At 56.9% G+C, this 19,297-nt stretch carries 17 protein-coding genes; all 17 read right to left on the bottom strand.

All coding sequences use genetic code 11. The annotated features are described in order from the left end of the window. Window positions 1-22: 22 nt before the first annotated feature. The 17 genes from OMP40_RS13930 to OMP40_RS13850 all read right to left on the bottom strand — a co-directional run bounded on the left by OMP40_RS13930 (window position 23) and on the right by OMP40_RS13850 (window position 19,271). Window positions 23-928 (bottom strand): hypothetical protein, encoded by a 906-nt coding sequence (locus OMP40_RS13930; protein WP_277532088.1) that lies wholly within the window; start codon window positions 926-928, stop codon window positions 23-25. A 204-nt stretch (window positions 929-1,132) separates the two neighbouring features. Continuing rightward, window positions 1,133-1,879 carry a PcfB family protein gene (locus tag OMP40_RS13925; RefSeq protein ID WP_277532086.1) on the bottom strand — a complete coding sequence of 249 codons (747 nt, stop codon included), beginning with the start codon at window positions 1,877-1,879 and terminating at the stop codon, window positions 1,133-1,135. Next, window positions 1,824-2,201 carry a hypothetical protein gene (locus tag OMP40_RS13920; protein WP_277532084.1) on the bottom strand — a complete coding sequence of 126 codons (378 nt, stop codon included), beginning with the start codon at window positions 2,199-2,201 and terminating at the stop codon, window positions 1,824-1,826. The genes OMP40_RS13925 and OMP40_RS13920 overlap by 56 nt, the downstream gene beginning before the upstream one ends. Before the next feature lie 121 nt (window positions 2,202-2,322). Next, window positions 2,323-3,615 (bottom strand): group II intron reverse transcriptase/maturase, encoded by a 1,293-nt coding sequence (gene ltrA / locus OMP40_RS13915; protein ID WP_277532082.1) that lies wholly within the window; start codon window positions 3,613-3,615, stop codon window positions 2,323-2,325. A gap of 497 nt (window positions 3,616-4,112) precedes the next feature. After that, entirely contained in the window at window positions 4,113-5,120 is a 1,008-nt protein-coding gene (locus OMP40_RS13910) for a relaxase/mobilization nuclease domain-containing protein (RefSeq protein ID WP_277532080.1), read from the bottom strand. Window positions 5,121-5,136: 16 nt separating this feature from the next. Next, window positions 5,137-5,484 (bottom strand): plasmid mobilization protein, encoded by a 348-nt coding sequence (locus OMP40_RS13905; protein ID WP_420871930.1) that lies wholly within the window; start codon window positions 5,482-5,484, stop codon window positions 5,137-5,139. 284 nt (window positions 5,485-5,768) lie between these two features. Further along, window positions 5,769-5,936, bottom strand: a complete 168-nt coding sequence (locus tag OMP40_RS13900; RefSeq protein ID WP_277532077.1) for a hypothetical protein — start codon at window positions 5,934-5,936, stop codon at window positions 5,769-5,771. Between the two features lie 80 nt (window positions 5,937-6,016). Then, window positions 6,017-6,430, bottom strand: coding sequence for a toprim domain-containing protein (locus OMP40_RS13895; protein ID WP_277532075.1), 414 nt, complete (start codon window positions 6,428-6,430; stop codon window positions 6,017-6,019). Continuing rightward, complete coding sequence (locus OMP40_RS13890) at window positions 6,414-6,608, bottom strand: DUF3991 domain-containing protein (RefSeq protein WP_277532073.1); 195 nt, start codon at window positions 6,606-6,608, stop codon at window positions 6,414-6,416. The genes OMP40_RS13895 and OMP40_RS13890 overlap by 17 nt, the downstream gene beginning before the upstream one ends. A gap of 16 nt (window positions 6,609-6,624) precedes the next feature. After that, on the bottom strand, window positions 6,625-6,963 hold the full coding sequence (locus OMP40_RS13885; protein ID WP_277532072.1) for a hypothetical protein: 339 nt from the start codon (window positions 6,961-6,963) through the stop codon (window positions 6,625-6,627). Between the two features lie 118 nt (window positions 6,964-7,081). After that, entirely contained in the window at window positions 7,082-7,372 is a 291-nt protein-coding gene (locus OMP40_RS13880) for a hypothetical protein (protein ID WP_277532071.1), read from the bottom strand. Window positions 7,373-7,458: 86 nt separating this feature from the next. Next, complete coding sequence (locus OMP40_RS13875) at window positions 7,459-13,374, bottom strand: helicase-related protein (RefSeq protein ID WP_277532069.1); 5,916 nt, start codon at window positions 13,372-13,374, stop codon at window positions 7,459-7,461. 144 nt (window positions 13,375-13,518) lie between these two features. Next, window positions 13,519-13,794: a TnpV protein gene (locus tag OMP40_RS13870; protein ID WP_277532067.1), complete on the bottom strand. Its 276-nt coding sequence runs from the start codon at window positions 13,792-13,794 to the stop codon at window positions 13,519-13,521. After that, entirely contained in the window at window positions 13,791-14,696 is a 906-nt protein-coding gene (locus tag OMP40_RS13865; RefSeq protein WP_277532065.1) for a hypothetical protein, read from the bottom strand. Before OMP40_RS13865 ends, OMP40_RS13870 begins: the two co-directional genes overlap by 4 nt. A gap of 14 nt (window positions 14,697-14,710) precedes the next feature. Beyond that, window positions 14,711-14,977 carry a helix-turn-helix domain-containing protein gene (locus OMP40_RS13860; RefSeq protein WP_277532063.1) on the bottom strand — a complete coding sequence of 89 codons (267 nt, stop codon included), beginning with the start codon at window positions 14,975-14,977 and terminating at the stop codon, window positions 14,711-14,713. 12 nt (window positions 14,978-14,989) lie between these two features. Then, the gene (locus OMP40_RS13855; RefSeq protein WP_277532061.1) at window positions 14,990-15,475 is read right to left on the bottom strand and encodes a hypothetical protein; all 486 of its coding nucleotides are present in this window, start codon (window positions 15,473-15,475) and stop codon (window positions 14,990-14,992) included. A gap of 25 nt (window positions 15,476-15,500) precedes the next feature. Beyond that, the gene (locus OMP40_RS13850) at window positions 15,501-19,271 is read right to left on the bottom strand and encodes a DUF5704 domain-containing protein (protein WP_277532059.1); all 3,771 of its coding nucleotides are present in this window, start codon (window positions 19,269-19,271) and stop codon (window positions 15,501-15,503) included. Window positions 19,272-19,297: the final 26 nt, after the last annotated feature.

Here is a 19,297-nt window from a genome sequence, read left to right as displayed (position 1 = left end):
GTCGTCTGCCTGACGAGTCACGTCAACGAGCCGTATCGTTTCGACTCGGCTGCTGATACCGCATTTGACCCAGCACGTGGAACATCCGGCTGTTCATCGTGTGTGCGGTGTCCCGAATAACCGCCAACTCCGTGCGAATCTGTTGAGGCTCCAATCCTTTGAGTCTTTCGACGGCTCGGTTAAAACGGAAGCCGCTGGTCTCCACGCCAAACTGCTTGCTCAGTATATAGGCCACGCTATGGGCCTGAACGTGACGCTCCGAGCGGCTGTAATCCGTCTTGCCCGTATCCATTTCCGCATGCGCCAATTCCTGCGCAAGCGCGCGGAAAATCTCACCGGCCGACAGCCCGCGGCGAATGATAATTTGGCGAACATCCGGCTGATAGAGCGCATGCATATCCGCAGGCAAAGCGTCGCCCATCTGAATCGGAACGGGAGACCGATGCATGAGCGCCTTGATCCGGGTGCGTTCGTCCGGCTGCGCCGGCCGCTCCGGTTTCTCGCCGATCACCTGGGCAACGTCAAACATCTTTTTCGGGTTATAGCTTACTGCTGTGCTGCCGTCCTCCCGCTTGTACTCCTCACCCGGCTCCAAAATATAAAAGCCGGTTTCTTTGCGGCGAATGTGGAAGCCCATCGCCTTCCAGCCCTCAAAATCGGCAATCCGCGTAGCTTCCGGCCGCTGTGCCAAAATGAGCAGCGCATTGGAAACACTGTACCGGCCAAAGCGGCTTTGCACATCCAAATAGTGTTGAAGCTGTTCGCCGGTTTGCGAAACGGTCTCGGTTGTCGCATCAATCGTGTCGTAGGTCCATTGGCGAAGCTCCTGCTTTTTCTGCACCCAAGCCTCTTTGTCGAAGGGTTGGTTTTGCGGAGTGTCCGTCTCCGAATGCGGTTCCTGTCGGAATAAATCGTCCCACTCGCTCATTTGGTTTTCCCTCGCTTTCGACTGCTGCGCTTCGGCGGCTCGGCCTGAGCGGTAACGGCCCCGCTTGCCCGGCCCCGATCCTTTCGTTTCGGCAAGTCCGGCTCCCGTTCTTGCTGCCGTTGCTGCCGCAGCTTTTCCGCCGCGCGGTTCTCCTCCCGAATTTCGCGCAGCAACTGCCGCACGGATACCTTCGGCTGCGGTTGTTCAGGGATCTTTTCGGATGCCCCGCTGCGCGCGGAGGTAGGCGCGGACGGAGAGAGGGGTTCCGCTTGGTTCCGGTTCTCGGGTTGGCGGGGCGGCTGGGGCCGCTCCGGTTCCACTGCTTCGGCCAGCGGTTCCTCCTCGTGTACCGGCTGTTCGTCTTCCAGCACTTCGTTTTTCGGCTCCGCCTCCTCCAGCCGTTCGGGCTTTCCCAGCAGCTCGTCCAAAAAAATCCTCGCTGATCGGCGTTTCGGGAGCCGCTGTCTCCTCCGCTTCCGGCTCAAGATGCTCTGCCGTTTCCCTCGTTCGTTCCACGTCCATACTGTCCGGTTGCTTCTCCTGACGGGCTTGTTCAATTTCATGCTTGATGCTGGCGGTATCCACCGTAGCCAACCGGAAGCGCTCCACGATGCGGTTGATCTTGGAGGCATCCTCGGCGCGAACCATCACATCGCACAGACCGTCCACGTTCTTTTTGTCCCGCAAGGCGCAATACAAGACGCCATAGCGCTTCGCTTCCTTGCAAAAGGTAGGCAAATCCTCATTCCGAACGGCAAATACCTTCAATTCCTTCCCGCTGCGGAGCAAATTCTCCAGCCGCGTTCGGCCGCGCGTCTGCTTTTGCCCCTGCAGCACTGCGTACAAATAGACCGCCAGATGCTTTGCGCCTTCGCCGGATATTTTTGCCATCACTTCAATGCCGCGCAGGCTCATGCTGACGACCTGATCGGCCGCCTCGTTTCCGCTCATGGGCTTCTACCTCCTTGCCAAATGTTTCTTCACGATGCTGCAGCTTGTCCTTGATCGTCTCAGAGCGCGCCAAAATGCCCGCGCAAAGCCTCACCTCCTTTCGAAGCTGCGCCAGTTGACGGGAATGAACGGCAATTTGTTCTCGGTAAGCTTCGATCTGCTCCGGTTGTCGGCAACGGCGAAGTTTATTGTAGATGACTTTGCGGTCGCTGGAGATGCGCTGCACATCGATTTCCAACTTCTGCTGATAGACCAGCAATTGCTCCCGGCTGGCAATATGCTGTCGGCAAAGCAGCCTAGTTTGTTCGATGATTCGTGACAAGTGATGCAGATCTTCCCGCTAGAGTAAAGGACTGGGCGGAGCCCAGCCCCTCCTCATCAAACCGTACGTGAGGTTTTCCCTCATACGGCTTTCCGATGTTCGTCATTCATGCGCATGCGATTTACAACAGCGTCTTAAGTCCATACATTTGGCTGAACCGCTTTACTTCATACCCGGAACTGCGCCAGCGTTTGCGTTGGCGCTTCTTTGCATACCACTTTGTCAGCCGCATGCGGATGTACCAGTCTAACTTGGTCATCCATTTGGAGCTGTATGGCGTGGCATAGTAGTTCTTCCAGCCTTGTATTCTCAGGTTGAGCCACTCCACGTGCTCTTGGAACGAGAGGTGCCGCATTCTTGGCGGTGCAAGCCGTTCCTTCACCACTTCCCGAATATGGTTCTCTGCTTTTGGGCACAGCCATTGCTGGGTCGTGTAGTATACACGGTTCTGGCTCGTTTCGGCCTTCGTCTTCCGGTGGTGCATGCCGAGGAAGTCGAATCCTTCCTCCCCTGTCCATAGCCCCACGATTCGCGTCTTCTCCGGGTGCATCGTCAGTTCCAGCCGCTCCATGATCGCTTGAATAAGCTTATAGGCATGAAGCGCGTCTTTCCTTGTCTTGCACACCACGACGAGATCATCTGCATACCGCGTCAGTTCTCCAACTTCATAACCATGCTTCTCCCACAATCGGTCGACGTAGTTCAGGTAGATGTTCGCCAGCAGCGGAGAAATGACCCCGCCTTGGGGGGTTCCCAGGTCAGAACGTCTCACGGTTCCTTCCTCCATCACGCCTGCTCCGAGCCACCCGCGGATCAGCTTGAGAATCCTTCTGTCGCTGACGCGCATTGCCACCAGCTTCATCAGTTTCTCTTGGTTGATGTTGTCGAAGTAGCCTTGGATGTCGACGTCGACCACCCAATTCCCTTTGCGGTTGCAGGCTTTGCGAATTCGCTCCAGCGCTTGCTTCGCGCTGCGCTTCGGCCGGAATCCAAATGAGCTTTCCTGAAAATCGGCTTCGAAGATCGGCTCCAGTATGAGTTTGGTTGCCATCTGCACGACGCGGTCTCTTACCGTCGGGATGCCGAGCGGACGCTTACGCCCATCTTTCTTCGGAATGTAATGACGGCGCACGGGTTGGGGATGGTAGGTCTTCTTTAGGAGACGTTCTTGGCATTCCGCTAGTAATCGGTCTTCGCCCATCTTCGCGATATCCGCAAGCGTCTCTCCGTCGATGCCTGCCGCTCCTTTATTGGCCCGTACTCTACGCCACGCCTCCTGTAACACATCCATTCGGTGGACCTTGTCATACAGTGCATGGAACTTTCTGCTCTTGCTCATCTTGGCGGCATGACCTAGCTTCTCTTGGAGTTGTTGAACTTTTTCCTTCGGTGTCGTTAGCCATATGGCATTCACTCACTCGTACCTCCCTCAAGAAGCTTGAACAAAGCAGGGCGCCTTCCCTCCCGCAGGTTGTGTTGTCCTGCGTTCATCGGTACTTTTCGCCCCTCGGACTCCCTTCCTGCAGATGGCTCACTTCACCTTCTGGCTTATAGAGCACCTCGCTACGGACCGTCTCGTTCCGTGCAGGGGGAGGGCCTCCCCAGTTCACTGCATCTTCTTGCATGCCATGCCGATCCCTCTACGCCGGAGGATTCATCGCTGTTGCTCCAAGTTCCAAACAGCTTCCATGGCCTTCGTCTATTTAAGCGAGACTCGGCTTCCCCTTTTCCCTCTTGCGAGGCCTTTTTGACGACGCGGCAGGATTCACTTGATGTTACGGCCTGGCATGTTGCTCGCCCTGTCTCCGACAGGTACTTTTGTCGATACGCTTTTACGCACAGATTTCGCCATACGCAAGTATCCTAGCTACGCGGGGGCTTGGCCCCTCCCCGCGACCGGACTTTCACCGGCTAGAAGATGCGTGCCTCTGGGCACGCCAATAAAAAAAACGTTCGTCTTGGGGACGAACGGTGGCGGGGCAAAATGCCCAAAACATACAGATAACGAACATACAACGCTTGAAGACCGGATAATTTGCGCCGCTTCGCCGGGTGTTTGCCCGGAAGCAGTACGGCACGCTTTCGCCGCGGAAGCGGCAGGCGCTTCGATAAGGCGCTGTCCAAAATACGTTGCTTGATCGCTTCCTCGGTGTAGGACGCACCTAAACTGCGCAAACGGACAAATCTCGTTTTGCCCGGCGGACGAACGGCCAAATGCTTGACATGAGCCTTGATGTCGTAGCCCTTCGCTTGTAAGGCCGCATAAAATTGGCTCATCGTCCTTGCCCCGACCACGGCAGCATCTACATCCTCGCGAACGGTGCCGCGCCAGGTCGGCTTGTTTTCCTGATCGGCCCGCCATTCCCCATACTGCTTGCTTTTCCCGCGCTCCGGCTGCTCAATGACGGATAAGGCATACTCCCGGCATAGTTGATCGGAGGTTTGCCGCATCCGCGCATAGGATGCCTTATTGTCGTAGTAGCGTTTGCCGTCCATGAAGGAGACGGAATTGAGCACGAAATGATTATGCAAATGATCCTTATCCAAATGGGTGGCGACGACCACTTCAAACCGATCTCCCCAAAGCGCCTGCGCCAGCCTCACGCCAATGTCATGTGCCTGCTCCGGTGTTGTTTCCCCCGGCGCAAAGGATTGATAGCCATGAAAAGCGACAATGCCGCCTGTTTTCTGGAATTGCCGCTTGGTGCTCTGCATTTGCTCATGCGCGGTAATGGGGTCGCAGTTGATGCCTCGCACATAAAGCTGTCGCTCCGTTTTCGCATGCGAGCCGGTGTACGCAAGCGTCTGTCGCAAACCATCCGCTTCCATACGCCTCTGATCCGTTTTTTCCGGATTGACAGCGTAGTTCAACACGCGCTTTAGACGGTCGCTCACATCCCATATCGCGGTTGTCGCCATCACTTGTTCTCCATGCTCACGGAGGCGTTTGTTGCGGCTCCGGCGCAGTTACCGCTTCTTGTATCTGTTGAATGGCCTGCCGCAAATCCTCCGCTTCACGCTGGAAGGCGTTGCGGTCCGGATGACCGGTCGTATGAGCTTTTGCCGCAAGCTGGTTCATGTTATTGCCGATGGCATGCAGTTCACGCAACATGGTGTAGTAATCCATGGGCGGCAATGATTTGGGAATATATCCGTTAATCAGAGAGCGGAGGTAGGCTTCTTGAGAAAGGCCCGTTTGTTTCACTTGCTGAACCAAACGCTTTTGTTCTTGCTCATTCAAACGAACCATAATCTTAATTCTTCTCGCTCGCAATTGAAGCACTCCTTTTCTGAAAAATACTGCTGCTCAAAAATCGACTCGTCGCGAATAGCGTTTGTTCTAAAGCCAACTGCTGCGCAAACGCAGGGGTCTTAGGGGCATTGCCCCTAACAAGCGAATTTGGCGGCCAGCCAAATTCAGTGCTTGCTGCAATTTCGGACAGCGTCCGAAATTGCCATCTGGGCACCCGCCGGGAAAAAGAGGAGGGATGCGGGCACACAAAAAAGACGCCGTGCGAACAGCGTCTTCGTGGAAGCATGATTCAATTCAAACCGACCACAACCATCTCAAAGTACCTTCAGATTGAACTGGTTACGCAGTTCACTCATGACCTGATGATGGTCATATCGCATCTTGTCGCTCAGCGCTTGCTCCTCTGCCTCCAAAAGTGCTTGGACAATCTTTCCCTCATCCAGACACGGCTCACCCTGCTCGTAGCTCTCCGTCGGTTTCATCCGCAAACCTCCGATCTCCTGAAAGTGGTTACCTTCTCATTATGGCTTGCAAGGAAATCACAGGCCACTGTACGGACGCCCTAACGAGAGGCAGCCTCGCGTTGCTTTCTATACACCATCAAGTCGTCGTTCACATCTTTCCTCGCAGGCGGCGCATTCACCGTCGAGTATGTCTGACCAAGTTGTTGCTGAATCATCGCCGCCGCTAATCTCCCCGGCTCATCATTGTCCAAATGAAGCGCCAGCCGCTGGATTTGTGGATAGCAATTCAAATAGGATAGGAGAGCAACTGGAATCGCAGACTCGTCCTTATCCGCTGCGGGGCCGTGTATCCCGGCAAGCGACAAGAGATGAACTTGCCTCCAATCCTTTCCCTGGAGCTGCGCCAACGTACAGTACGACAGCAGGTCAATGGCGCTTTCAAACAAATGCAGCTCGGTATTGTCGCCGTTTGCCGGAAGCGAAAAGGCATACCGCTTATCGCTGCCCCGCACCTCCCCCCATATAGCGAGTGCTCGTCGTTCCGCGAATGGCGGCGTAGCGGGGAGTGTGCTGTTCATCGAAACCGACAAATACCGCATTGTGATAATTTCGGCTCTCATACAAGCAACCTGACAGTATGCAAGCCTCAACAATGTCATGGGCGATCCCGCGCTTTCGTAAATAGGCCATGACCCGCTTGGCATCCTCATAAGGCTCGGGAAGCTTGAATTGAGCGGAGGGGTTCGCCTGTAAATCGGATTGCAGTTCGGGGGGAAGACGCCGCAGCCTGCTCGTCAATATGCAGCACAGCTTCGGGGAACGTCATGCCTCGCACCTTGATAAAATAATCCAAGGCCGAGCGTCCGCCAAATCTGCGGGACCACCAGAACCATTTTCCGTTGGATATTTTCAAGCTGCCGTGAGTGCGCGTCGTGTAAGCATTCCGCGAACAGCGCACCAATTCGTAGGGCTCGAAATATTGAAGGTACGTCAGCAAATCCCATTGCTTTGCACGTTCAATCTGCTCTTTGCTCACATAGGCCATCGACTCGCTCCTTCCGTCAACATCTTTATTCCACAACAATAAAGCCTGCTGCGGACGGCAACAGACTTGTCGGTTTCGGACTTATTCATTTCGACGGCTATAAGGCCCCCCATTTTTTTCAGTACGCATAACAGTCCGCGTGTCCCTGCCAATAGAACGCCATTCGCTCCATTCGCTCGGTTTCATCCAGCGTCTTGCGAACCTCCAGCCATGCCTGATAGTCCTCATCGCTTGGAAAAATACCGGCATCACCGTCCATCATGCCTTTGATAAACGGATGCTCCATCTGAATGTCCACTCGGCGCTGCACCCATATCTTGTAGGCCGCTTCGCTTCGCAATCGCCGAACGACTTCATTGTCCAACTCGTCGTATTCTTGCTCCAATCGTTTCCAGACCCCTTGCTCCATGCGCGCTCCTCCCTCCCTAACACAAACATACCCGATCGGGACGGAGCGCGCGAACCTGCAATCAAGCGAGCGTTCGTCAAGAAATCTCAGCGTTCAGGTTCATACGTTCTTCTGCGCTCCGGCTGCTCCGGCTCATCCTCCGCCATGCCGGAATCAATCGTCTCGTTTTCCCGCTTATCCATATTCAGCAGCGCGTTCAGCTCGGCAAGCCGTGCCGACTTGGCTTGCAGCTCCTCCTCCTGCTTGAAGGGTGTTGCAATTTCCGCCTTCGCCGTTTCTATCTGCTTCCGAAGCGTGACAAGCTGGTCCTGGCTGTAGGCAAGCTTCTCCGGCAGCGCAACAAGCGCATTGTTCAGTCTCGTCAGGTTTCCCGCTGCATCGGCTCCCAAAGATACTGTATGACCCAAGGCGCCGCGCAGCGTCGCCTTGTATTCCTTGTTGAAGCTGTCGAACGAAAGCCACAGCGAAAAGCCCTGGTAATGGCCGATCTCCTGCGGATCGGGAGAGGTCATTCCCTTGCAGGCATCGAGCAGCGCCGACCCAGCCGATGCGCGTTCCTTGTACATAAATTCCTTGACCCTCATCCCGGCAAAGGCAGCTTCCTCACCGCTTTCCTTCGCGCCGCCCTGACGGCCATACAAGGCCACATCCTGCTCGTACCCGGCTATCCGTTCCTCCGTGGACTTGATCTGCTGCGGCAGCAGCTTGAGCAGCCTGTCCTCCAACGCATACCGCTGGCTCAGATGGTTGGCCTTGAGCAGCTTGAGCTTGGAAACCTGAATGTCCAAATCCATCTTTTCTTTGATATACGGATTGCCAGTCGCCAGCGCCTTCACCTCGGCATAGGAAAGCGCCGCTTCGTCAATGTCTTCAGCGGAACGAACCGGCGACTTGCTCGTCATAATCTGCGAGATAAAGCGCTGCTTGTTTTCGAGCGTTTGATACAGGTACGCATCGAACGTATTCTCTGTGACATACCGGTAAATGTGAGCTTCGCTGTTCTGGTTGCCCTGGCGGATCACACGACCTAACCGTTGCTCCAAATCGCGCGGTCGCCAGGGACAGTCAAGGTCATGAATGGCAACCAGCTTCGTTTGCACATTCGTACCGGCCCCCATTTTGAACGTCGATCCCAGCAGGATGCGAACCTGTCCGGTTCGCACCTTGCCAAACAGCTCCTTTTTCTGCGCGTCCGAATTGGCGTCGTGAATGTAGACGATCTCCGCCTCCGGAACGCCCTTCTCCATCAATTTGCGTTTGATCTCATCATAGACGTTGAAGGTGCCATCCGCCTTGGGCGTAGACAAATCACAGAAAACCAGTTGCGTGAGCCGCTGCTCCTTACCTTCCTGCCAATGCCGATAAATGTTATCCGCGCAGGCACTGATCTTGCTGCCCTCGTCGTCCGGCAACAGCGGATTGGTCAGCCGTTGATCAAGCGCCAGCTTGCGCCCGTCGTTGGTAATGAGCAGCATGTTGTCCTCGTGCGGTTCGACCGCTTTAGCCCGAACCTGCTCCGCGCGGCGGGCGAGATCGGCGACCATCTCCCGCTGAAACTCGCTTGGCGGCACCGCGACGTTATGGAAATGCGCCTTCGGCACCGGAAGCTGGAGCATGTCGGCCGTTTGGATGTCGGCCACTTCCTTGAACATATTCATCAGCTCCGGCAGGTTGTAAAAGCGCGCAAAGCGTGTTTTCGCCTGATATCCCGTCCCTGCCGGAGCCAGTTCAATGGCCGTGACGGTTTCGCCAAAGGTCGATGCCCACGCGTCAAAATGCTGCAAGCCCTGCTTCTGCAAGCTCGCGTACTGCAAATAACGTTGCATCGTATACATTTCCGTGATCGAGTTCGAGATCGGCGTCCCGGTGGCAAAGATGATGCCGCGTCCTTCGGTAAACTCGTCCAGATACCGGCACTTCATGAACATGTCCGAAGACTTCTGCGCTTCGGTTTGCGACAGCCCGGCCACGTTGCGCATTTTGGTGTACAGGAACAGGTTCTTATACGAATCCGCCTCATCCACAAACAGCCGGTCTACGCCCAGTTCCTCGAATGTCACCACATCGTCCTTGCGGCTTGTGTCGGTCAGCTTTTCCAGCTTGATCTGCAGCGTCTTCTTCGTCTTCTCCAGTTGCTTGATCGCGTAGCGCTCTCCCTTGGCTTCCTTTAACTCGCGAATGCCGCCGGTGATTTCGTAAATCTGTTCTGCGAGCTGCTGCCGCTGGCGCTCCATTGAAATCGGAATCTTCTCGAACTGCGAATGCCCGATAATGATCGCATCATAGTCACCAGTGGCAATGCGAGCGCAAAACGTTTTGCGATTTTTTGTCTCAAAGTCCTTTTTCGTCGTTACCAGCACATTCGCCGACGGATAAAGCTGCAAAAACTCGGCGGCCCACTGCTCAATCAAGTGGTTCGGGACGACAAACATGCTTTTGTTGCACAAGCCCAAATGCTTGCTCTCCATCGCCGCAGCGGTCATCGCAAACGTTTTGCCCGCACCGACGCAATGGGCAAAGAGCGCGTTGCCGCCATAGAGCGTGCGGGCGACCGCGTTCACCTGATGCTGCCGGAGCCGGATTTCCGGGTTCATCCCGGTAAAGCGGATATGGCTCCCGTCGTATTCGCGCGGCAGAATGGCGTTGAACCGGTCATTGTACAGGCGTGTCAATCGTTCGCGGCGCTGCGGATCTCGCCAAATCCATTCGCCGAACGCTTCCTTCATCAGCTCCTGCTTTTGCTGGGCAATGGCCGTGTCCTTCCGGTTCAGCACCCGCTTCTCCACGCCGCTTTCGGTCACGGTATCGAAAATGCGCACATCCCGCAGATTGAGTGTATCCTCAAGAATTTTGTAGCCATTAATCCGTTCGGTGCCGTAGGTGACGTTGGCCTTGATGTTGTTGCTCCGGTCGTCACTCTTGCCGCGCACGTTCCATGCCGCCGTATAGTCGGAATATAGCACTTGAATGGAAGGGCGGAACATCGGCGGCGTATCCAGCAGTTCGAACATGAAATCGCGAATCACGTCGGGAGGCAGCCAAGTCGCCCCCAGCCGGACATCGATCTCGGAAGCCGTCAAATCCGGGGGCTGCACCGCCTCCAGCGCCTTGACATTTTCGGCATACCGCTCGGTATCGTAGGCTGCGAGCTGCTTGACGATACGCAGCTTGTCGCGTACAGGACCGGACAAATACGCGTCGGCCGTTTCGTACAGCGGCTCGCCGTTTTCATCCATTTGCTCAGGATTGGGGAAAATGACGCCGCGTAGGTCCTGCACCAGCTTTTCCTCGGGAATGCCGGTCAGTTCGCTCATATAGGGCAAATCGACGCGTGCTTTGACACCGATGGACACCGCCAGCGCTTCGGAGGCGGTATCCACGCGCTCGACCTGCGTCCGTTGTCGAATAGTGCGCTTCGTAAACATGTCCGCCTTCCGCAGCATGCGCCCTTCATCATCAAGAATTTCCAGCGAACATAGCAGAAAATAAGAGCTATCGTCCGAAAAGGCGAGACTGTTGGCGCGGCTGTTTATCAGCCCGTACTGCGCTGCGAAGCGATCATACTGCACGTTCAATTTGCGCTGCTGCTCGCGGATCGCTTCCTCGCTGCCGTCCTCGGTCTGGTATTCGATCAGCTCGCGCACGGTGTCCCGAAGCTGAAGCATGCCCTTGATGCGTCCCGCCGCCGTCGCCGACGTTTCCACCGGGTGCATGCGGCTGTTCTCGCGAAAATAGATGCGACCTTCAACCAAAGCAAAGCTGAAATTGCGCACGTTCGGATCGGCCGGCAACGAGGCGACTTCTTCCTCCGGCTGTTCCTCGCGTTCCGCTTCCACCCATTCGGCGTGGATGTTGGATAGCGCTTCGCGCAGCAACTCGTCAAGCGGCGCGTCCGGGTACGGGCGGCAGGTGGTTTCCTCGCGATTGCCGTACATCCGATCATCAAATGCCATTGTGCCCAGCACCATATCCGGTTGGGCGGCAAAGTAGGCGTTGATCGGCACGCCGTCCATCGTCTCGGCCAGCGCCAGCCACGGCTCGCTTTGCTCGCTGACGGTCACCATGCGGTCCCGCTTTTGCAAAAAGAGAATGTCAGCGGTCACTTCCGTTCCGGCATTGGCCAAAAACGCATTGCTTGGCAGACGAACCGCGCCGAGAAGTGCCGCCCGTTCCGCGATGTACCGGCGCACGGCCGGATTTTGCTTGTCCATCGTGCCCTTGGAGGTAATGAAGGCGATAATGCCGCCGGGCCGCACCTTGTCGAGCGTTTTGGCGAAAAAGTAATCGTGAATCAGAAGCTTGTGCTTGTCATATTTTTTGTCCGCCACGCCATAGCCGCCGAACGGCACATTGCCGATGGCAAGGTCAAAGAAGCTGTCCGGCAGACTCGTCCGCTCGTATCCGCTGATCGCAATGGACGCCTGTGGGTAAAGCTGCTTAGCGATGCGCCCGGTCAAGCTGTCCAATTCCACGCCAAACAGCCGCGAATCCTGAAACGATTCCGGCACCAATCCAAAGAAGTTGCCAATCCCGCAGGAAGGCTCCAAAATGTTGCCGTTGCGGAAGCCCATCTGCTCCAGACATTCATACATCGCCCGGATGACGGTCGGCGACGTGTAATGGGCGTTCAACGTCGAAGCGCGGGCGGATGCGTATTCCTCCGGGTCGAGCAGCGCCTGCAGCTCGGCGTATTCATTCGTCCATTGGGCGTTGGCGTCATCGAACGCCTGCGGAATGCCGCCCCAGCCCACATAATGCGCCAGCACTGCTTGTTCCTCCGTATTCGCTTGGCGGTTGTCCTGCTCCAACTGTTGGAGCAGCCGAATCGCCTCCACGTTGCGGCGGAACTTTGTTTTAGTGCCTCCGTGACCCAAGGCATAATCCGTAATACTGTAATTGTGCGTCGGTTCGCGAGGAAGGGCAGCGGCCTTGGAAGCAGGCGATTCGTTTTCTGTCGTTTGCACCAAAGTTGTTTGCTCTGATTTTGCTGGTTCTGCTGGTTCTCCCAGCCCTTCCGGTACCTCCGCACGCTCCTCCGTCTCTTCGGTTTCCCATAATGCTACTTCTGCCTCGGATAGCGGTTCGTTTGTCAGCAAATGGTCGTTCAGCGGATTGTCGCGTAGCAGGCGTTCCAGTTCCCCGCGGCTCAATTCCTTGGAGAACAGCGGGAACTGCTTATCCTGCAACCATACCTTGCGCGCCTCCAGTTGCACGATCTCATATTCATCCGCGCCGATGAAAAGCGAACTGCCCTCGGCGTACGCATAGCGCAGGCTTTTCCGGTCGCGCGGCGGGGCATCGGGCGGCGACTCCGGCGAAGAAAGCCGCCGTTCATGCATTTCGGCTTCGCGTTGCCTGCGTTGCTCCTCCAGTTGTTCGGCATAGGCGGGCAACTGCTCCGTTTCCCGACGATTCAGATACCGCCCTGCGGCCAGCAGCTCGCCGATCCGTTTCTGCACCTTCGTCCAGGGCAGCACCAGCTTGTCTTCCTGGGCCGCTCGAAACCCGCGTTCCAAGGTAATGCCCTTGCTGTCGTGATGCTCATGGATGTGCGTACCGGTCAACGCGGGGGCTCGACCGCCTGTCCCGTATTCCCGTTTCAAAAACTCGATATGGTCCTGCGCCGACAGCGATTGCTGAAAATGAAGGGCAATTCGCAGCTTGCCGTTTTCCACGCCGCTGCCGTTTTGCAGGACGGCATCAATCACCGCCTGTGGCCAGACAAAGGCAGCGGTTCGTTCCTCCGCGGCTTCCTCCAGCCACATCGTTTGCTGCTGAGCGGACGGCTCCGGCTGCTGCGTCCGGTCCCATTCATTTAGCAGCAGCATGCTGTGGATATGGCCGACGATCACGCCCCAATCGTAGAAGCTCTGCGCCGTCCGGTCATCCGCTCGGCCCGTCCACATATGCAGCACATTCTGGTAAGGCTCCACGCCGATCCAGTTGTCCGGCTCCAGTTCCAGTTCCGTCTGTCCCGGAGGAAACAGGCTCCTGACATACAACGTGCGTTCGTCGCTGCCATCAAAAAAAAGCTGCGATCTCCGCCTTGCTCTGCAAGAGCGGCGCAGTTCGCAGCATGTCGTTGATCTTGTCCGTGTCATGAAAAAACGGAAGACGATTGTCCTCCGTTCTCCGGTCACGCCAGCTTAGCGATACACCAGTTCGCTCAGGATCAGCTCCTCCGCCTGCTGCTTCAGGCTGTTCAGGTGCCCCGTCCAGCCCAGCGGGTCGGTCGCTTTGTCCGGTGCTGGGTGCTGCTCCAGCAGTTGGGCCAAGGTCAACTCGATCTGCACCCTCGTCGTCCGGTCGATCTCCGTCAGATGCGGGTGCAGTTGCTCCGAGAGCATCAGGTGGGCGTAGGTGCCCTTGCGCTCGGTTTTCAGAAACGTCTTGCGCAGCAGGCCGTATTTGCCGATGCTCATCGCCTCCGGCTGCGCCAGATCCGGCAGCAGGTAATCCCCCGCTCTGCGTGTACGTCAGTTCCATGTTCGATCATCCTCTCGCGTGGTTTATCCTCATTGTGCGGGATCGATTCCTGCGTTGCAATGGTGCGGGGAAGCGGACGTTCTCTGTCCCGGTGCAAGGCCCGCACCGTGGTTTCGATTTCCCGCAGCATCGTTTCCGCCACATCGCTGATTGCCGCGCCCAAATGCGAAAGGGCGGGCAAGGTAGTGAAGTATCCGACACTGGACAGGTCGTCGCTATTGATATAATGGGACGGCTCTTGACCGCAACGGGCCATCGCCATATAGGCGACGGCATGCTGCGCGGTTTCCCGGAACAGCAGCTCGACATGCGAGGCATCCAGTTCTTCGAGCAGGCTGTTGTCGCGCTCGGCGAGCAGCAGCCGCACATAATCGGCGCTGTGATCCTCCACCGCATTTCGCGCCGCGGCCAGCAAGGAGGCGGGCAGCTCCATGCCCGGCTCCCGTTCGTGGCCGAAGGCGTTCTCCAGCGTTTCCAGTACAGCCTCCGTATCCGCCTCCTCCATGCGCCAAAGCGGCACGGCGTGCGACTGGCGGCTTTGCGTGTCCGAAACGTCAAACACATGGCGCAGCCCCAGGCTGCTGCTCCGATCCTCAATCAGCGCGATGCCCTTCGCGCCGCGCTTGACCCAGCGGTTCAGCTTGCGGTTCCAGACCTCAATCGGAGCGCAGGCGGTGGCGTCGGGGCGCTGCGCGTAGATCAGCAACTGATCCTGAAACGGATACTTGTAGTTCCATGCGGCGGTTCGAAGGAAATCGGCCCATCGTTCGGTATCGCTCGCCAGCGCATGCGCCGTGCGGGCCGACAGCTCGACCATGCGCTGCAGCTTGGCTGTCATAGGGGCACCCCCCTTTACAGTAGCGTAATTTTGTTGGTCAGCCGAATGCCCTCCTCGGAATACCGGGAGGTGCGATGAATGAGTCCGCTCTGCTCCAGACGATGCAGATTGCGGCGAATGGCTGAGGTGGAGAGGCCGACCTCGGATGCCAGACGGCGGGAGGACAGCCACACCGTGCCGTTTCGTCCGCCCGCCAAATCGAGCAAATAGCTGTACAGCAGTTTCGCCGCCGGAGGAAGCGAGGCTTCCGCCAGCAGCCGGTAACGCGTCAGATCGTTCATGGCGTCCTCCTCCTATCGCTGCGGCTCCGTCTTGTTCTTCTGCGCGGCGGGCGCGGAAGGGGCTTGCCGCTGCTGCTCGGCCACGCGCTCCGGGCGCGCGTAGCAGTACAGGTAGAAGTTGTAGTCCCCGGCAAAGGGAAAGCAGCGAAGGAAGTAGCGGTGCTCGGGCGTCTCCATGCGGAAGCCGTATACGTCCGTGCTCCATGCGCCATTGATGCGCGTCTCCGGGTGCTTGCTGCAAAAGCGAAGCATTTGCTGACGGCTTTTCAGCACGTCCTGGTCGCCGATGGCTTGAAACACCTTGCCCAATTCTTCCTTGAAGGCCGTCGTTTCAAAGGGAGAACGCCGGGGAAACCAGGTCACCCAAAACTCTTCGCCCGAGCGTCCGAAATCTCCGCGCAGATGGCCGATACAGCCGCGTCCGATTTCTTGCTCCGCCGAACCGGAATAAAAATAAGCCGCTTCGTCGGGAGCGGCGCTTTGCAGCTTCTCAAACATATTCATTCCTCCCGGCTGATGCACGTTAATGGGTGCCGCCTGTTCCAAAATCGTCATAGCTGGACAAGTCCGCATGATAGAACGCCACATCGCCGTCCAGCAAGGTGAACTTGGCTCCATACGGATCGACAAAGCTTTGGCCAAATCCCTCCAACTGCCATTGGTTATCCAGCGGCGCATTCTTGTACTGCAAATGCGGTTGACTTGTGTTCCGATTGCGGATCGTTTCGATATTGAAATTGACGATCAGGTAACCGTCGCGCAGGAAGATCGGTGATTGGTCATCTAGCTTGTGCGTCCGTCCGTACTCGGCCACATTGAAGCCGGCAGGCACCGCATACGGCGCGGCGGGCAAGCTGTATTCGCCGCGCCAAAGCTGAGCGGACGTATTGGCCCGCGCCGCATCGACGCCGCTTGGCACCTGCATGCTTCCGATGAAGGTCCGAAGCTGCGACGGCAGCAGCATGCCGTCATAGCCGCCCACAACAATCTTCTTTTGCGCCGCATCCTTCAGAAATTGCTGCACATACGCCGCCTGATTGCCCGTCGCGCCATTCAACTTCCAAAGTGAGCTTGCGGTATTCGTCAGCTCTTGCTGTGGCACGTTGCGCAGGCGGGTATCCAACGTCACCAGCCGCTGCTCCGTGTCCTCCGCAGAGCCGATGCGAATAAAGCGTTTGTCGCCCGAATGATAGTACAGGTCCACCGGCTGTCGGCTCTGCCCCTTCTTGTCCACGAAGTAAAAGGTCGGCGTGATCAGGATACCGTCGCCCGAACCGAACATGTTGCCGAGCGTCTTCACCTCAAACTTGAAATGATAGCCCGTCTTGATCGCCACGTTTTTCTTGCCGCTCTCCGGGTGGCTGCCCGGCCGAATCGGCAGCACATAGGGAGCGGCATTACCCCGCGCTGCGCCGTCGACGTCTTTCGGCCCGACCCAATAGCTGTTGCCGGTTGGTGTGGCGCTCCCCTTGGCCGCGCGGAATACCGTCTCCCACTGGTAGTCCGCAATGTCGGTGATGCGGAAATCGAACAACCGCCCGATCACCTCGACCGGCACGATCTGCGTCGCCACATGATGGGTTACGTCCAGATTGGCATTCGATTGCGAGGTAAACGAAGCCGGGCTGTTTTCGGCAAAGGAACGGAACAGCACCTCATAATTACCTTCGTCTACCCAAACGGGCAAATAAAACGTCGCCTGTAGCTGACCGACCGGAATCGACGTCCAGGTTTCCTTCGGAATCAGTGTAGTGCCGTCGGCCTTGTACACATCGAAGGGGAAGCGCACCTGCTTGTCCCGGATATACTTGGCGTAATCCCGGTTGCCATAGCCCGTAATGTCGCGATGCTGACCGCTGGTCGGAATCGTGACAGTAAAGGGGCGGTTCAGGATGAGCGTCGAGCGTCCGGCAGTCGGCACCGTTTTCTGGTTATGGGCCCGATCGTCGGACACCGAGGCGAAATTGACTACCGGCGTATGCACCGTCACCGGGTTGATACCGGCAATCGGGAAGGTTTGCTTGCTACCGCCGCCAATGCCTTTAACCAAGGAATAGGCGAGCGTCCCGCTGCTCGGCTGTGCAGCCTTGTTGCTTTTGCCCGCATCAATGACATAGCCGCTGCCGTACAGCACATTTTGCCCGATCATCGGCGCAGCCGGGATCGTCCCCGGAGCCGGAGCCGCTTCCTCCACCGTGCGATTGTCCATAACGGTCTGCCCATTAAAGACGAGCGAATCGTTGCGCACCTTGATTTTCCCGACCGCCTGCTCCGCTTCCCCCTTCCAATTCTCGGAGGGTACGGAGGGGCGGCTGGAGCCGCCGTTCAACGATTTTCCGGGCAGAATGACGTTACGATAAACCGGATCGGTTACATGCGCGGACGGCGAAGCGTCATGGCTGGCCGACACGGTTGGCGGCGTGTAACCGCTCGGTTGCAGCGTCACCTTGCCGCCCGGCAAGGCATAATTGGAAACGTCCGCTTGCTGCAGGCCGTATACCTCCAGCCGGTCGATTAACCAATAGCTAAACTTGCGTTCCAACGTATAGCTTTGGGTGACCGTTTGCGTATCCGAACGAGATACCGAAACGGTCGTCGGATGGCCTTCGCTGTCCGGCGGGCCGGGGACACGCTCGGTCCAGGACAACGAATACGTGCGGCTGACGGTGATCGGATACGGCTTCGTTCCCTTGATCTCCGTGAACTGGTTGCGATACAGGTAAGATCTGGCGTTCGCATTCACGTACAGACTTTCGGATGTCGGGATGCCCTTGGTCACATCGAATCGCTCCGCGCCGCGCGCATCCGCCTTGATGACCGCCGATGCGGAGGCATCCATGGCCTCGCTCTGCTGCTCCGAGCCGGTCTGCGAGGTATCCTCGCCGCCATGGATGGTCACCGTATGATCCGAGGTGGAATCGCCCGTTTGTCCTGCGGTATCCGCCACGACAACCGTAATCTTCACCGTGACGCTATCGCCGCTGCCGAGCGGGATACGGATCGGCAGCGATTGGCCCGCCGATTTGCCGTTCAACGCGCCGGTTTGTTGACTGGCGTTGACCAATTGCGCATTTTCGATGCGCGTGATTTGGTAGGACTTGAGCGGGTTCGGCGATTTGGCTTCAAAGACGAAATCGCCGATAACCGCCGTTTCCGACGACGATGCCTCGGTCGGCGCGTCGATGCGGGAGGTCACCGTCACAGGTGAAGGCACCTTGTAGATACCGACAAAGTTGGAGCCGCCCGGCCCAACCAGAATGGAACGCTCCCGCAGCTTGTCGTCGTCTTTTTCCTGAATGAACAACTTCTCCGAGGGATTGCTGTTGCTGGTAATATAGGAGCGGATGATGTCATAGGTTTGGCCGCCCTTAGTGATCGTCGCCTCAAAGGTATGGTTGGCTTCTGCTCCAGTTGCAAACTCGCCCTTGTCCACTTCCTGCAGCACTGTGCCGTCTTCCTTTTGGTAGATGGCCTTCACCGGACTGGCGGCTTCCTCATATTCGGCAATCACGTCCGAACCGCCAAGCGCCACCGTGAAGCTTCGAATCCGAACCTTATCGTTGGTTTCGGGGTTTTCCTGCACCCACTTTTTCTGCGTCGCATCCTGCTTCGGAGTCATGTAGGAGCGAACAATCCGATACGTTTTCCCGCCATCCTCAATAACTGCGGGAAACTCATGGTTAATTTCCTCGCCAATTTTGTATTTGCCTTTCAGGAACGTGACGTCCGGATTTTGAATGACCCGGCCATCGACGGTTTTGGCCACGACATCCACCGGAAATTTGGCGCTGCGATACGGAATATGGAGGCCGAAATAGTCATCGAGATCGTCGGGATGCAGCCAGCCCTCAGCCTGCTTGATGCCCGACAACGTATAGAAGGGGCCTTTGCGGACCGAGCCGTCGCCATTGATGGAGACCATGACCGCATAGAAATATAAATCGTCATTGTCCTGAATGCCATCCATGCCTGCCGCCCACAATTGCTGAGTGACGACCGATTCCGGCACTTCGTATAATGAGGTCAGGGGCTGACCAGGGATAGGAGGATCGGGATACTGCCCTTTTTGCCTGACCTCTTGATCGAGAAACAGCGCGTGCGGCAGTGCTCGCGGATCGCTGCATTGCTTGGGCACTGTCGAAGAGCATGCCTGTTCTCGTGTGACTACCCAGCCTACCGTTCTGTACCGAATAGAAGTTGTAGCCGCCGTGCTGGTGATTTCAAATTGGATAGCTCCTTCCTTAATATTGATTTCAGGAGAAGCGGCGAGTAACTGCTGAGGCATCAGCGACATAAAAAAAAGTACATGCCAGCAGCATG

The sequence above is a fragment of the Cohnella rhizosphaerae genome (assembly GCF_029525575.1).
In the GTDB taxonomy this organism is placed as follows: domain Bacteria; phylum Bacillota; class Bacilli; order Paenibacillales; family Paenibacillaceae; genus Cohnella; species Cohnella rhizosphaerae.
Note: the sequence above shows the minus strand (reverse complement) of the source record. Positions and strands in the feature narration are given on the sequence as shown.

Excerpts from the sequence above, each read along its gene's own strand:
- OMP40_RS13900 (WP_277532077.1), bottom strand. The coding sequence starts at position 5,936 with ATGAAACCGACGGAGAGCTACGAGCAGGGTGAGCCGTGTCTGGATGAG.
- OMP40_RS13890 (WP_277532073.1), bottom strand. The coding sequence starts at position 6,608 with ATGGCCTATTTACGAAAGCGCGGGATCGCCCATGACATTGTTGAGGCT.
- OMP40_RS13850 (WP_277532059.1), bottom strand. The coding sequence starts at position 19,271 with ATGTCGCTGATGCCTCAGCAGTTACTCGCCGCTTCTCCTGAAATCAAT.
- OMP40_RS13885 (WP_277532072.1), bottom strand. The coding sequence starts at position 6,963 with ATGGCCTATGTGAGCAAAGAGCAGATTGAACGTGCAAAGCAATGGGAT.
- OMP40_RS13855 (WP_277532061.1), bottom strand. The coding sequence starts at position 15,475 with ATGTTTGAGAAGCTGCAAAGCGCCGCTCCCGACGAAGCGGCTTATTTT.
- OMP40_RS13870 (WP_277532067.1), bottom strand. The coding sequence starts at position 13,794 with ATGAGCATCGGCAAATACGGCCTGCTGCGCAAGACGTTTCTGAAAACC.
- OMP40_RS13860 (WP_277532063.1), bottom strand. The coding sequence starts at position 14,977 with ATGAACGATCTGACGCGTTACCGGCTGCTGGCGGAAGCCTCGCTTCCT.
- OMP40_RS13925 (WP_277532086.1), bottom strand. The coding sequence starts at position 1,879 with ATGAGCGGAAACGAGGCGGCCGATCAGGTCGTCAGCATGAGCCTGCGC.
- OMP40_RS13910 (WP_277532080.1), bottom strand. The coding sequence starts at position 5,120 with ATGGCGACAACCGCGATATGGGATGTGAGCGACCGTCTAAAGCGCGTG.
- OMP40_RS13865 (WP_277532065.1), bottom strand. The coding sequence starts at position 14,696 with ATGACAGCCAAGCTGCAGCGCATGGTCGAGCTGTCGGCCCGCACGGCG.
- OMP40_RS13880 (WP_277532071.1), bottom strand. The coding sequence starts at position 7,372 with ATGGAGCAAGGGGTCTGGAAACGATTGGAGCAAGAATACGACGAGTTG.
- OMP40_RS13930 (WP_277532088.1), bottom strand. The coding sequence starts at position 928 with ATGAGCGAGTGGGACGATTTATTCCGACAGGAACCGCATTCGGAGACG.